Genomic DNA, 12,615 nt, shown 5'->3' with positions numbered 1-12,615 from the left:
CGACATCGCGTTGCCTCGGCGGAAGCCGGGCAGGCGGGGATGTGTCTTCATCGACCACCTCCACGGGGGAACGCTTTGTTGCGGGAGACGGTACGTGGTCTGGACCAATATGGGAAGCGTCATTACGCAGAGTGGTGATTTTCCTGCGAACGGCCTAATACGTTCGACAGCGTTAGTCGTTCACTGGTCCGGTGCCGTTATCGGCGAGGTTCGTCCATTTCGCCGAGCCGGGCGATATTCGCGGATTCATCGGGGTCCGCTGCGATACCGGAAAGGAACACGTCGGTGATTTCGACGGCCACGTCGGGGGCGAGCCGTTTGAGGCTCAGCGCCAGCACATTGGCGTCGTTCCATTTCCGCGCGCCCGCGGCGATCCAGGTGTCCCAGGCCAGCGCCGCGCGGACGCCGGGGACCTTGTTGGCCGCGATGGCCGTGCCCGTCCCCGTCCAGCACATGACGACGCCGTAGTCGGCCTCGCCGTCGGCGACCGCCTTGCCCACCGCCGCGCCGAGCTCCGGCCAGGCTTCCGACGTCACCGGGAGGAGCACCTCGTGACCGGCTTCGGCGAGGAAGGCCCGGACGGCGTCCGTGGTCGAATTCCGGTCGTCGGCCGCGAAGGCGATCTTCATGCCCGAATCGTACGCCGCGCCGACAGGTGACGAGCCGGAACTCGTGGGAGGATCGCGGCGTGGACTCGTCTGCCGAGGAGCGCCAGGTCCAGCGCGATCAGGAGATGGCGAGGAAGCGGATTCTCGACACCGCCGCCCGCCTCATCGGCGAGGGCGGCTTCGCCCGGCTGAAAATCGGCATGATCTGCGCCAGGACCGGTTATCCCAGCGGCGTCGTCTACCAGCTGTTCGGCTCCAAGGAGACGCTGGTGCAGCGGCTGGTCGAGTTCGCGGCGGAGAAGTTCGCCGACGCTTTCGGCGCCGCCGTGGCCACCAGGACCGGTGGCCTGACGCCCAGTCCGATGGACATGCTGCGCGCGCTGCTGGACATCTTCTTCGAGCTGCTCACCGACATGCCGCCGCTGAACCGGGCGTTCGTGGTGCTGTGGACGGACGCGACCGTCGGCGATCCGGCGGTGCGGTCGGCGATGACCGTGGCCGATCGCCGGTACCGGTTCGCGATCGCGCAGACCGTGGCCGCCGGGATCGCGGACGGGTCCATCTCGGGTGTCCGTGATCCCGACGCCTACGCGGCGGCGATGGTCGGGCAGCTGCGGGGAATCGCGGTGGCGGCGATCATCGATCCGGGCGGCATCGACCTGCGCGCCGTCCGCGCGGAACTGGAATACGCCGTGGACCGGCTCGCGACCTAGACCTTCTTGGCCAGCGACGCCGCACCGAAGGAGACGCTGAACCGCTCGCACCAGATGGTCACGCTCGAATAGCGCGCCAGATCGGTGCCCGCCGGCAGGGTGTAGTTCTGGCTTCCCTTGTTGCCCTTGAGTTTCCCGGCGCTCATGTGGGCGCCGTCGTCGAACACGAACCAGCCGTCCTTGCCCGGCAGGACCGGCGCGTCGGTGAGCCAGACCCGCAGATCGGGGCCGTTGCTCGTGTCGAGGTTCTCCAGGCGCAGCACCAGTGATCCGTCGGCCGCACGCAGGATCCGGACGCTGCCGCTGGTCGTGTGCTCGTGACTGATCAGTTCGCCGGTCGCCACTACGGCGGGCTCTTTCGGTGCGGGAGCGGCACTCGCGGAAGCGGCGCTCCCGGAAGGCGGGGCGGAGGTCTGGACGGCGGGCAGCGCCTCCTGGACCGTCTCGTTCACCCAGAGCTGCCAAGGCTGGAACCAGTACAGTCCCGCCGCCACCGCCACTACCAGCCCGGCCGCCAGGACGGTGAGCACCCGCTTGCGATTCATGGCGTCATTCAACCGCGAGCGGTGTCCGGAATGCCGGGTCGGCGCGCTTACCGATCTCTTACGGTGTCAGCACCACCTTGCCCGTGACCGTGCCGGATTCGGCCAGCCGCATCGCCTCCGCGACCCGGCTCAACGGCAGCCGCGCCGCGACCTGCGCCGTGATCGTGCCGTTCCGCAGCGCCGCGAAAACCTGGGTGAGGTCGGCGCGCAGGCGGGTGCGGAAGCGGTTCTTGGCGAAGGAGCGGCCTGCCCAGACGTTGAAGAAGTACGCGCTGCGGCCATTGGGCAGGCTGTTCCACCACAGGACCCGGGCGAGGATCTTGAGCACCGGCAGCTGCTTGGAGCCTTCGACGTCGCGGGTGGCGGCGCTGCCGTAGGAGACGAGCGTGCCGCCGCGGGCGAGCAACCGCCACGACGCGACCACACTGTCGCCACCGACGTGGTCGAAGATGGCGTGCACGCCCTCGGGCGCGAGTTCGCGGACGCGGGCGGGGACGTCCTCGGTGCGGTAGTCGATCGGCGTGACTCCCATGCGCCGCAACACTTCGTGGTGCCGCTTCGAGGCGGTGCCGAGCACCTTCACCCCGGTCTGGGTGGCGAGTTGCACCAGCAGTGAACCGACCCCGCCGTTCGCGCCGTGGACCAGGATCGTCTGCCCGGCGCGCACGCCGGCCTTGCGGTGCAGCATCTGCCAGGCGGTGATCCCGTTGATCACGGCGGTCTCGGCTTCCGCGGCACCGAGTCCGTCCGGGACTTCGACGACGTCGGCGGCGTCGAGGAGTACGTGGCTGGCCCAGCTCCCGACCTTCGTCAGCGCGGCGACCCGGCGGCCGGTCAGCGCGCGGTCGACTCCGTCGCCGGTGGTCAGCACCCTGCCAACCAGGTCGTAGCCGGGCACGAAGGGGAACGGCGGCTGGTCGTAGTACTTGCCGCGGCGCATCTGCTGTTCGGCGAACGAGACCCCGGTCGCCTCCATCGCGATCACGACCTGACCGGGGCCGGGCTCGGGAAGCGGACGTTCCCGCAGCTCCAGGCCTTCCGGTTCGACCTTGCCCGGCAGCACTACCTCGGTCAGCTTGCTCATCACGAACCTCTTAAGGGGATATAGCGGATGTTATAGTATGTAACCATAGTGAGCGCTGCTCTCGGTAATGTCAAGCGGGGTCACGGCTGGGTTTCGGTGCCTTGACCGGGTTGGTGCCGCTTGACACGATTGCCGCTCTGAAAAACGGCATATCGGACGGAGGCCCCTCGATGGGTTCGGCGATGTTTTCGATCCTCCTGCCGATAGCGCTGGCACTGGTCATGTTCGGACTGGGGCTGACCTTGACCGTCGGCGACTTCACCCGGGTGCTGAAATACCCGAAGGCCGCCGTCATCGCGCTGGTGTGCCAAATGATCTTGCTGCCGGCCGGCTGCGTCGGCCTCATCCTGCTGTTCGGCCTCGACGGGGTGCTCGCGGTCGGGATGATGCTGCTCGTCGCCTCACCCGGCGGGACGTCGGCGAACCTGTTCAGTCACCTGGCGGGCGGCGACGTCGCCCTCAACGTCACGCTCACGGCGATCAACTCCGTGCTGGCCGTGTTCACCCTGCCGCTCGTGGTCGGTCTGTCGATGGCGGAGTTCCTCGACGGCGACGCGTCGCTCGGCCTTCAACCGGCGAAGTTCGTGCAGGTGTTCGCGATCGTGCTGATCCCGGTCGTGCTCGGAATGGCGGTACGCGGCCGGTTCACCGACTGGGCGGAGCGGATGCGCGAACCGGTCAAGATCGCCTCCGCCGTCGTGCTCGTACTGGTGATCGCGGCCGCGATCACGCAGGAATTCCAGACCCTGCTGGACAATATCGGGACACTCGGGCCGGTGGCGCTGGCGTTGTCCGTGCTCAGTCTCACGATCGGGTACTTCGTGCCCCGTCTGTTCCGAGTGGACCGAGGGCAGTCGATCGCGTCCGCCATGGAGATCGGCATCCACAACGCCACCCTCGCGATCGCGGTGGCGATCTCCGTGCTCGGCGACGAGACGATGGCCGTCCCCGCCGGGATCTACGGCGTGCTCATGTTCTTCCCCGCCGGGATCGCCGCCTTCCTGTTGTCCCGCAGCCAGGAGCGCGCACCGGCCTGAGCTACTTTGCTGGGGTGCGACGTGTTCCCATCGGCGACATCCTCGACGTGAACGGCGTCGCCGTCCATGTCAGACAGGACGGAGCGGGCGCGCCGCTGGTACTGCTGCACGGGTATTGCGGCTCGGTGCACTGGTTCGACAGCCTTACGCGGAGCTGTCTTCGGAGCATCACGTGATCCGGGTGGATCTGCTGGGCATGGCGGGTGGAGATCGTGGAGGGTGCGGGGCATTCACCGTTTCTGGAGCGGCCGGGAAAGGTGGCTCGGTTGCTGGGGGAGTTCTCGGCCTCTTGTAAGGGATAGCCATTAGCCGACTAAGTGCGGAGGGTGTCGTAGGTTCATGCCCGCGAACGGCAAAGTCGGACGGGTCGCCCGGTCTCAGACCTTGATCAACGGAGGATCCGGGACACTCAACGTCCCCAATCTTCCGTTGATCAAGCTCATTGCCGATCACGACTCACCTGGCTCACGACTCAGAGCCCGAACTGAACGCAAGCGTCCCCGATCGCCTCATCCAGCACGGCGATCCCTTCCGCCAGTTCCTCCTCCGTCGCCGTCAACGGCGGAGCGATCCGGAACACCCCGCCCATCCCCGGCAGCTGCACGATGTTCATGTGCAGCCCCAGTTCCAGGCACCGTCGCGTGACCAGCGCGCCCAGCTCGTCCGAACTCCGCTTCGTCTCGCGGTCCACGACGAGTTCGACGCCGACCAGCAGGCCTCGCCCGCGGACGTCGCCGATGACGGGATGACGGACGGCGAGGTCGTCGAGGCCTCGACGAAGGAAGGCGCCCAGTTCGGTGGCGCGTTCGTCGAGACGGTCGCGGGTGAGGACGTCGAGCACGGTGTTCCCGACGGCCGCCACCAGCGGGTCCGCGACGTGCGTGGTGAAGAACAGGTAGCCGCGGTCGTGTGCCTCCTGTTCGAGTTCCGCGCTCGTGATCACCGCCGCCAGCGGGAGCCCGGCGCCGAGCGTTTTGGACAGGGTCAGGATGTCGGGGACGACGCCGTCGCGTTCGAAGGCGTACCAGTTTCCCGTGCGGCACAAGCCGGTCTGGGCTTCGTCGAGGATCAGGAGCATTCCGCGTTCTCGGCACTTCTCCCGCAGAGCGGCGAAATACCCCACAGGCGGTTCGACGATCCCGCCCGAGCTGAGGATCGGTTCGACGACGCACGCCGCGAGGCTGCCCACGGACTGGGCGTCGATCATCTCGAACCCGAAGTCCAGTTGGCGCCGCCAGTCCAGTTCGCCTGCACTGTCGAGGAAGTCCGGCCGATAGGAATTCGGCGCGGGGATGGCGAAGTTGCCCGGCGCCGACGGGCCGTAACCCTTGCGCCCCGCGCTGTAGGTCGCGCTCGCCGCCGCGTGCGTCATCCCGTGCCACGACCGGGCGAACGACACGATCTCGTGTTTCCCGGTCACCAATTTGGCCATCCGGATCGCGGCTTCGTTCGACTCCGCGCCGGTGGTCAGCAGTAGCGCTTTTTCCAGCGGTGACGGCAAAGTCTCGGCGAGCCGCCGGGCGAGGTCGACGACGGGACGGCTCAGCATCCCGCTGAAGAGGTGATCGAGCGAACCGATCTGGCGCCGTACGGTGGCGACGATCTCGGGATGCGAATGGCCGAGGATCGCGCTCATCTGCCCGGAGGTGAAGTCGAGGATCCGCCGCCCGGATTCGGTGAACAGATAGCTCCCGGCGGCGTGGTCGATGATCTCGCGGGTGAAGTCGCCGGCCCCGGCGTAGCGCACGAGGTGCCGGTCGGCGTCGGCCCAGAAACGGTCCGCGGAGGTCAGGTCAGTGGTCGGAGCAGCCATGCCCCGACGGTAAGGCGCTGCCGAGCGACACGTCCAGCTCACAATTCCGGCTGTGCTGTTCGGCTGATCCGTACAACAATGAGGTCATGCTCAACCCCTGGAGGCTCAGCCTGCTGAGCCGGCTGGACACCCTCGGCACGGTCCGCGCGGTCGCGAAGGCGGCCAACTTGAGCGCGTCCAGCGTGTCCCAGCAGCTCGCGGTCCTCGAGGCCGAAACGCGGACGCGGTTGCTGGAGCGCACCGGGCGGCGTGTCCGGCTGACCCCGGCCGGGTCGATGCTGGCCCGCCGGGCGAGAGCGATCCTCGATCACATGGAGACCGTCGAGGCCGAGTTACGCAGCCTCGGCGAAGCACCGGCGGGGCTGGTCCGCCTCGGCGCCTTCCAGAGCGCGATCCACACCATCGCCGTCCCCGCGGTGACCCGGCTGGCCCGCTCGCATCCGCAACTGGACATCGAACTGCTCGAACTCGAACCGCACGCCAGCCTGCCCGCGCTCCGGGTCGGCGACGCCGACGTCATCATCACCACCACGGATTTCGTCGAGCAGCCGCTGGGGCCGGACGTCGATCTCGTGCCGATCGCGACCGACCCGATCGTCCTCGTGGTCCCACCCGGTCATCCGGCCGCCGGCCGTGGCCCCGCCGACCTTTCCGCCTACGCGAACGAGCCCTGGGCGTTCGACGTCCCCCAGTCGTACATGGCGAACCTCGCCACCCGGCTCTGCCGTGAAGCCGGGTTCGAACCGCGAGTGGTGTGCCGGTTCAGCAACTACATGATGACGTTGCAGCACGTCGAGGCCGGGCTCGCGATCGCGTTGCTGCCCGGCCTCGCCGTCGACAAGCGCTACCACGTCGCCACGCGCGAACTCGCGACGCCGGTCACCCGCTCCATCACCGCGGCGATCAGGCGCGGGTCCGCGCCTCGCGCCGCTGTCGACCTGGTTCTCGAGGCGATCCGGAGTCATCCGGAGTTGCCGTTGTGAACCCGTTCCGCCGGGCCAGCAGGACCACGGCCAGCGTCGGTACCAGCAATACCAGCACGCTCCAGGGGAACGACCCGGGGCCGAAGCCGTCGAGGAGGACGCCGCCGGCGATCCCGCCGCCCGCCATCGCGGCGTTCCACAGCGTGACGAGCATGGCCTGCGCGATGTCCGCCGCGCCGCCTTTGTCGCCCGCCCGCGCGGCGGCGGTCTGCAGCAGCGTCGGGACGCCGCCCCAGCCGAGCCCCCACAAGGTCGCCGCCAGGTAGACCATTACCGGACTTTCGCCCAGCAGAGCCAGAATCGTCGCGCCAAGGGCGACGAGAAGGGTGCTCGCGACGCTCAGGAAGCGCAGTCGCCGGTCGATGAAGTGACCGACGATCCAGATACTGACCATCGATGCCAGTCCGAACACCAGCAGGATCTCCTCGACCGCGCCGCCCATCGACACGGATTCGAGGAAGGTGGCGATGTAGGTGTAGAGGACGTTGTGCGCCAACACGAAGGTCAGCGTCACGAAGAGAACCGCGGTCACGCCGGGCACGGCGAGGGTCGCCCGCACGGGGAGCCTGCCGCCCTTGTCCTGTCCCGGGAAGTCGGGGACGGCCAGCGCGATCCAGCCGAGGAGGCCGAGTGCGATCAGCGACATGAGCGAGAACGTCACTTGCCAGCCGAAGGCGCCACCCAGGAACGTGCCCGCGGGGATGCCGAGCGAAAGCGCGAGCGGGATACCGGTCATCACGACGGCGATCGCCTTGCCCTGCACCGGCTCCGGCGCCAGCCGCCGCGCGTAACCGGCCAGCAGTGCCCAGACGACACCCGCGGCGACACCGGCGACGAAGCGCGCGCCGAGCGTGAGCGGGTAGTTCGTGGACAGCGCCGTGACCGTGTTGGCGACGGCGAAACCGGTGACGCCGGCCAGCAGCAAGCGTTTGCGCCGCCAGCCGGACGTGGCCGCGGACAGGGGGATCGCGGTGAGCGCGGTGCCGATCGCGTACACCGTCACGAGTTGCCCGGTCGCGGCTTCGCTCACGCCGAGACCGGCGCTCATCGCGGGCAGCACGCCCGCGGGCAGGGCTTCGGTGAGGACGGTGACGAACGCCGCGGTGGTCAGCGCGAGGAGCGCGCCGAGTGGGAGTTTCGGAGTCATGCTCCGTATGCTCGAACCATCACATAGATGTGAAGGTCAAGTCGGCCAGGGTGAGGTGGCGCACATGCGGATCGGAGAGCTGTCCGAGCGGACGGGGACGTCGCGTCGTCTGCTGCGGTACTACGAAGAGCAGGGTCTCATCGTCTCGCGACGGCAGGCCAACGGCTACCGGGATTACGACGAGTCGTCGGTCGACAGGGTCATCCAGGTTCGCGGTCTGCTCGACGCCGGGCTGCCGACGCGGATCATCAAGCAGATCCTGCCGTGCCTGGACAAGCCCCGGCAGATCTACTTCCCGGACGCGACCCCGGAAATGCTCCAGACCCTGGAGAGTGAACGTGACCGGATGACCCGGCGCGCCGAATGCCTGCTCCGCAACCGGGACGCCATCACCGAGTACCTCCACGCCGTCCGCGCCTACGACCCCGCCGTTTCTTGACGCACCATCGTTGGTCCTCTGGAGGCGGTACATGCACGTGCAACTACCGCATCCAGAGGACGAATTGCGGAAGTGGTGTCCTGTGGGGAAAGTCCCCATCGTCTCCCGGCTACTTGACACCGCGAGAAAGCGCTTTCAAGATTGGGCGGCACCGGTCGGGGTTGCGCGCGGCCGCCGCCTGATTCTTGAGTCTCGATACTGAGAAAGCGCTTTCAAAGGAGAACGGATGACCACGCGGACACTCGGCGTCGTGATGAACGGCGTCACCGGGCGGATGGGCTACCGGCAGCACCTGGTGCGCTCGGTCCTGGCGATCAACGAGGCGGGTGGGGTCGAACTGTCCGACGGGTCACGGGTCCTGCTGGAGCCGGTCCTGGTGGGCCGTAACGCGGACAAGCTCGAAGAAATCGCCACGCGGCACGGGCTGACCCGCTGGACCACCGACCTCGACGCGGCGCTCGGCGACGACGACCTCCCGCTCTACTTCGACGCGCAGCTGACCGCCGTCCGGGAGAAGTCGATCGTCCGCGCCATCGACGCGGGCAAGCACATCTACACCGAAAAGCCGGTCGCGGAGTCGGTCGAAGGCGCGCTCGCCCTGGCGCGGCACGCGGAGGCGGCCGGGGTCAAGAACGGCGTCGTCCACGACAAGCTGTACCTGCCCGGCCTGCTCAAGCTGAAGCGGCTGCTCGACAGCGGCTTCTTCGGGCAGGTGCTCTCCGTGCGCGGCGAGTTCGGCTACTGGGTCTTCGAGGGTGACTGGCAGAGCGCGCAGCGCCCGAGCTGGAACTATCGTGCCGAAGACGGCGGCGGCATCGTCGTCGACATGTTCTGCCACTGGAACTACGTGCTGGAGAACCTCTTCGGCGCCGTCAACGCCGTGACCGCGAAGGCCGTCACCCACATCCCGGAGCGCGTCGACGAGAAGGGTGAGCGCTACCCGGCCACCGCCGACGACGCCGCGTACGCGATCTTCGAGCTCGAAGGCGGTGTCATCGCCCAGCTCAACTCGTCCTGGTGCGTGCGGGTCCATCGCGACGAACTGGTGGAGTTCCAGGTCGACGGCACGCGCGGGAGCGCGGTCGCGGGTCTGCACCGGTGCGTCATCCAGCCGAGGGAGGCCACGCCGAAGCCGGTGTGGAACCCCGATCTGGCCGAGACCCGGTCCTACCGCGCCCAGTGGCAGGAGGTGCCGGACAACGAGGAGTTCGGCAACGGCTTCCGCGCCCAGTGGGACCAGTTCATCCGGCACGTCGTGGAGGACGCGCCGCACCCCTACGACTTCATGGCGGGTGTCCGCGGCATCCGGCTCGCGGAGGCAGGCCTCGAGTCGTCACGGGAGAACCGACGGATCTCGCTGGGCTAGCGCCCGAACACGGCTTTCGGGTCTTCGGCGATCAGCACCGAGATCTCCCGGATCTTCCGGTTCGTGTGCTGTGACGCCTCCGTGAGCCACCGGAACGCCTCGTCGGCGTTCAGTTCCAGACGTGCCATCACGATGCCCTTCGCGGTGGCGATGGAGTCCCTGGTCTCCAGCGCGGCGACCAGGGACTCCGCCTGCTTTTCGGCGGCGGCCCAGCGGGACGCGGTCAGGACGATCGCCGAGATCGCCGAGGTGAACATCGCGATCAGCGCCGACTCGACCGGGTCGAAGGCGTTCTCGGAGTAGCTCCAGACGTTGAGCGCGCCTGCCAGCGGCTCGGTGTCGCGGCGCCGGTAGCCGTGCCCGTCGTCAGGGAGGAACAACGGGCAGGCCAGCGCGGTCCGGACACCCAGTTGCTCGGCGGCGGCCGCGAAATCGGGCCAGCGGACGGACGCGGTCTCCAGCCGGGTCCGGACGATCGTCCCGGTTCGGGCCGCCGTCAAGCACGGGCCCTCGTCGGCGCTGTACTGGGTCTTGTCCAAGGGAAGCAGGGACTCGTCGGTGGCGGCGACGGTGCTCGGTTCGTCGTTTTCGTAGAGCGTGACGGTGGCCGCGTCCGCTTGAGGCAGCAGGCCGACCACCTTCTTCGCCACCCGCACCAGCAGCTCGTCGCGGGACTCGTCGAGCCGGATCGACTCGGTGAGCTCTCGCAACGCCGAGGTGGTGTCGCGAAACTGATCCATCATGTCCCTTTCCCATGGCCGGCCTGGTTGCGCCGACCTTCCGAACTTACTCGGTCCGGGTTCGGGGACGTTGGACGATTCGGACTAACCATCGGCCGGTGGCCGCCCGGCTCACTGGTCAGCAGCCCCTCGCCGCGGGAGAGGCCGGGAAGCCGCCGTTCGAACCCGGTGACCTGCCCGGTTGGCAGGGTGCCGGTCAGTTCGGCCCGGTCGCCGCGGAGCACCGAACCGGTGACGATCCCGCCGAGTTCGATCAACCGGGACAGCGTCACGTTCACCACGTCGGCGGGCAACTCCAGTTCGACGCGGCTGATCGGTTCCAGTATCTCCGTCCCCGCCGCCTCCAGTGCCTCCCGTAACGCGAGCGGGGCGACCTTGCGGAAGTCGCCCGCCGCGCTGACCGGGCTGAAGTAGCCGGTGTGGGTGATGGTCACCACGCAGTCGACGACCTCCCAGCCGGACGGTCCGTGCCGCAGTGCCGCCTCGACCGCCTCCTCGATGGCCTTGTGGAAGGCGAGGGGGAGGGAGCCGAGTTCGACGTCGAGGCCGAAGTTCAGTCCCGATCCGGGAGCGCCGGGCTCCACACGGAGGCCGAGTGTCGCGAAGTACGGGTTCCGCGGTTCGGTGATCTCCCACAGTGAGGATCCGGTGCCGATCGGCCGCTCGACACAGATCGTCCGCGTGGCGGCGAACCCGACGTCGAGGCCGTGTTCCCCGGCGAGCGTTTCCGCGATGATCTCCTTCTGCACCTCGCCGTAGAGCCGTACGGAGATCTGACGGGTCTCGTCGTCCTGCGCGGCGGAGATCAGCGGGTCCTGTTCCGCCAGTTCCCGCAGGGCGGCGAAGACCGAAGGCGTTTCCTCGGACCGGCCGGGAACGACCACGGTCTCCAACGCGGGCGGCGGGAACCGGGCCGCTGCCCCTTCGGCGTCGAAGACCCCGACCTGGTCACCGATCCGGATCTCCTTGAGGCCGGTGACCTTGGCGATCTGCCCGGCCCGGGCGCGGGCCTCCACGGTGCCGTCGCCGACCTCGAAGACGCGCACCGCGCTCACCTTCGCCTCCGTCGTGACCGGCCCGCCCGGTCCCCGGCGATGGAACCTGACGACGTCTCGCGCGCCGATCTCACCGGAGAACACGCGGAGGTAGGCGATCTTCTCGTGGGCGCGGCCGCGTTCGATCTTGAACACGGCGGCCCGCAGCTGGTCGTCGATCACTGGTTTCGCCGTCCCGGCGAGGAATTCGCGGATGCCGTCGGTCAGGCCGGCGATCCCCTCGCCACTGTGCGCGGATCCGAAGAAGACCGGGGAGACGACACCGCACCGGGTCTGGCGGACGACTTCGGCTCGGTAATCCTCGGCGGTCGGCATGCCATCGAGGTACGCGGCCAGGAAGTCGTCGCTGTGCTCGGCCAGCGTTTCGGCGAGCGCGGCCGACGGCGAGACCGGGCGCGGCCGCACCTTCGCGTCCGCCGTGCCGAGGTCGTCGACGCCGGACATCGGCACGCACGCGACGCCGAGGCGTTCGGTGAGGTCGGCGAGGAGCCCGTCGAAGCGGGCGCCGGCGCGGTCGATCTTGTTGGCGAAGATCACCACGGGGATCCGCAGCCGGGTGAGGGCGCGCATGAGTACTCGCGTCTGTGCTTGCACGCCCTCGACGGCTGAGACGACGAGGACGACGGCGTCGAGCACCCGCAGCGCGCGCTCGACCTCGGCGATGAAATCCGGGTGGCCGGGGGTGTCGATCAGGTTGACCCGCAGGTCACCGACGCGAAAGGCGACGACGGCCGAGCGGATGGTGATGCCGCGGCGGCGTTCCAGTTCCATCGTGTCGGTACGCGTGTCCCCGGCGTCGACGCGGCCGAGGGTGCCGATGGCCCCGGTGTGATGGAGCAGGCGCTCCGTCAGGCTCGTCTTACCGGCGTCGACATGGGCGAGAATTCCGATGTTCAGGTGTTCCATGGATGAACGGCTCCAGGGCTGTCGAAAGGTCCGTACGACTCGGGGACTCGACAGCGCACCGCACGCCGTTCTCCTTCTCTCGGAAAACACCTGGCCGGGCCGGACGTTAGCAGCGTGTTTCCGGCCGGTCACGCGATTTATCGACGGAGCGTTGAAGACCGCATTCAGAGGACTAAACG

Annotated in this window: 13 protein-coding genes; 6 read left to right on the top strand and 7 right to left on the bottom strand. The window is 68.3% G+C overall.

Translation table 11 applies throughout. The annotated features are described in order from the left end of the window. Nucleotides 1–197 precede the first annotated feature (197 nt). Nucleotides 198–629 (bottom strand): RpiB/LacA/LacB family sugar-phosphate isomerase, encoded by a 432-nt coding sequence (locus tag AVL48_RS19880; RefSeq protein WP_061982182.1) that lies wholly within the window; start codon nt 627–629, stop codon nt 198–200. Nucleotides 630–688: 59 nt separating this feature from the next. Here AVL48_RS19880 and AVL48_RS19875 point away from each other — a divergent pair, with 59 nt between their 5' ends. After that, on the top strand, nt 689–1,321 hold the full coding sequence (locus tag AVL48_RS19875; protein ID WP_061982181.1) for a TetR/AcrR family transcriptional regulator: 633 nt from the start codon (nt 689–691) through the stop codon (nt 1,319–1,321). Here the strand turns inward: AVL48_RS19875 and AVL48_RS19870 are convergent. Continuing rightward, nucleotides 1,318–1,866 carry a DM13 domain-containing protein gene (locus AVL48_RS19870; protein ID WP_061982180.1) on the bottom strand — a complete coding sequence of 183 codons (549 nt, stop codon included), beginning with the start codon at nt 1,864–1,866 and terminating at the stop codon, nt 1,318–1,320. The genes AVL48_RS19875 and AVL48_RS19870 overlap by 4 nt on opposite strands. 58 nt (nt 1,867–1,924) lie before the next feature. After that, nucleotides 1,925–2,950: a medium chain dehydrogenase/reductase family protein gene (locus AVL48_RS19865; RefSeq protein ID WP_061982179.1), complete on the bottom strand. Its 1,026-nt coding sequence runs from the start codon at nt 2,948–2,950 to the stop codon at nt 1,925–1,927. A gap of 170 nt (nt 2,951–3,120) precedes the next feature. Between AVL48_RS19865 and AVL48_RS19860 the strand changes: the two genes are divergently transcribed. Next, entirely contained in the window at nt 3,121–3,987 is an 867-nt protein-coding gene (locus tag AVL48_RS19860) for a bile acid:sodium symporter family protein (protein ID WP_061982178.1), read from the top strand. Between the two features lie 14 nt (nt 3,988–4,001). After that, the gene (locus tag AVL48_RS38415) at nt 4,002–4,163 is read left to right on the top strand and encodes an alpha/beta fold hydrolase (RefSeq protein WP_244162486.1); all 162 of its coding nucleotides are present in this window, start codon (nt 4,002–4,004) and stop codon (nt 4,161–4,163) included. Between the two features lie 296 nt (nt 4,164–4,459). Here AVL48_RS38415 and AVL48_RS19855 read toward each other — a convergent pair whose 3' ends face one another. Continuing rightward, nucleotides 4,460–5,800 carry an aspartate aminotransferase family protein gene (locus tag AVL48_RS19855; RefSeq protein ID WP_061982177.1) on the bottom strand — a complete coding sequence of 447 codons (1,341 nt, stop codon included), beginning with the start codon at nt 5,798–5,800 and terminating at the stop codon, nt 4,460–4,462. Nucleotides 5,801–5,886: 86 nt separating this feature from the next. Between AVL48_RS19855 and AVL48_RS19850 the strand changes: the two genes are divergently transcribed. Continuing rightward, complete coding sequence (locus AVL48_RS19850) at nt 5,887–6,783, top strand: LysR family transcriptional regulator (RefSeq protein ID WP_061982176.1); 897 nt, start codon at nt 5,887–5,889, stop codon at nt 6,781–6,783. Here AVL48_RS19850 and AVL48_RS19845 read toward each other — a convergent pair. Continuing rightward, a complete protein-coding gene (locus AVL48_RS19845; protein WP_061982175.1) occupies nt 6,704–7,930 on the bottom strand; it encodes an MFS transporter in 1,227 nt (408 codons plus the stop codon). The genes AVL48_RS19850 and AVL48_RS19845 overlap by 80 nt on opposite strands. A gap of 64 nt (nt 7,931–7,994) precedes the next feature. On the opposite strand from AVL48_RS19845, the gene AVL48_RS19840 reads away from it, so the two are divergent. Both AVL48_RS19840 and AVL48_RS19835 read left to right on the top strand, forming a co-directional pair. Then, nucleotides 7,995–8,369, top strand: a complete 375-nt coding sequence (locus tag AVL48_RS19840) for a MerR family transcriptional regulator (protein ID WP_061982174.1) — start codon at nt 7,995–7,997, stop codon at nt 8,367–8,369. 226 nt (nt 8,370–8,595) lie between these two features. Further along, nucleotides 8,596–9,735, top strand: coding sequence for a Gfo/Idh/MocA family protein (locus AVL48_RS19835; protein WP_061982173.1), 1,140 nt, complete (start codon nt 8,596–8,598; stop codon nt 9,733–9,735). On the opposite strand, the gene AVL48_RS19830 is transcribed toward AVL48_RS19835, so the two are convergent. Beyond that, complete coding sequence (locus tag AVL48_RS19830) at nt 9,732–10,475, bottom strand: GAF and ANTAR domain-containing protein (protein WP_061982172.1); 744 nt, start codon at nt 10,473–10,475, stop codon at nt 9,732–9,734. The genes AVL48_RS19835 and AVL48_RS19830 overlap by 4 nt on opposite strands. Next, nucleotides 10,475–12,436, bottom strand: coding sequence for an elongation factor G (locus AVL48_RS19825; RefSeq protein ID WP_061982171.1), 1,962 nt, complete (start codon nt 12,434–12,436; stop codon nt 10,475–10,477). The genes AVL48_RS19830 and AVL48_RS19825 overlap by 1 nt, the downstream gene beginning before the upstream one ends. Nucleotides 12,437–12,615: the final 179 nt, after the last annotated feature.

This window comes from Amycolatopsis regifaucium (assembly GCF_001613935.1).
Taxonomy (GTDB): Bacteria; Actinomycetota; Actinomycetes; order Mycobacteriales; family Pseudonocardiaceae; genus Amycolatopsis; species Amycolatopsis regifaucium.
Note: the sequence above shows the minus strand (reverse complement) of the source record. Positions and strands in the feature narration are given on the sequence as shown.

Bases quoted from the DNA above. Each gene is read 5' to 3' on its own strand.
- AVL48_RS19860 (WP_061982178.1), top strand. From the start codon at position 3,121: ATGGGTTCGGCGATGTTTTCGATCCTCCTGCCGATAGCGCTGGCACTG.
- AVL48_RS19835 (WP_061982173.1), top strand. From the start codon at position 8,596: ATGACCACGCGGACACTCGGCGTCGTGATGAACGGCGTCACCGGGCGG.
- AVL48_RS19865 (WP_061982179.1), bottom strand. From the start codon at position 2,950: ATGAGCAAGCTGACCGAGGTAGTGCTGCCGGGCAAGGTCGAACCGGAA.
- AVL48_RS19855 (WP_061982177.1), bottom strand. From the start codon at position 5,800: ATGGCTGCTCCGACCACTGACCTGACCTCCGCGGACCGTTTCTGGGCC.
- AVL48_RS19840 (WP_061982174.1), top strand. From the start codon at position 7,995: ATGCGGATCGGAGAGCTGTCCGAGCGGACGGGGACGTCGCGTCGTCTG.
- AVL48_RS19870 (WP_061982180.1), bottom strand. From the start codon at position 1,866: ATGAATCGCAAGCGGGTGCTCACCGTCCTGGCGGCCGGGCTGGTAGTG.
- AVL48_RS19830 (WP_061982172.1), bottom strand. From the start codon at position 10,475: ATGGATCAGTTTCGCGACACCACCTCGGCGTTGCGAGAGCTCACCGAG.
- AVL48_RS19845 (WP_061982175.1), bottom strand. From the start codon at position 7,930: ATGACTCCGAAACTCCCACTCGGCGCGCTCCTCGCGCTGACCACCGCG.
- AVL48_RS19850 (WP_061982176.1), top strand. From the start codon at position 5,887: ATGCTCAACCCCTGGAGGCTCAGCCTGCTGAGCCGGCTGGACACCCTC.
- AVL48_RS19880 (WP_061982182.1), bottom strand. From the start codon at position 629: ATGAAGATCGCCTTCGCGGCCGACGACCGGAATTCGACCACGGACGCC.
- AVL48_RS19825 (WP_061982171.1), bottom strand. From the start codon at position 12,436: ATGGAACACCTGAACATCGGAATTCTCGCCCATGTCGACGCCGGTAAG.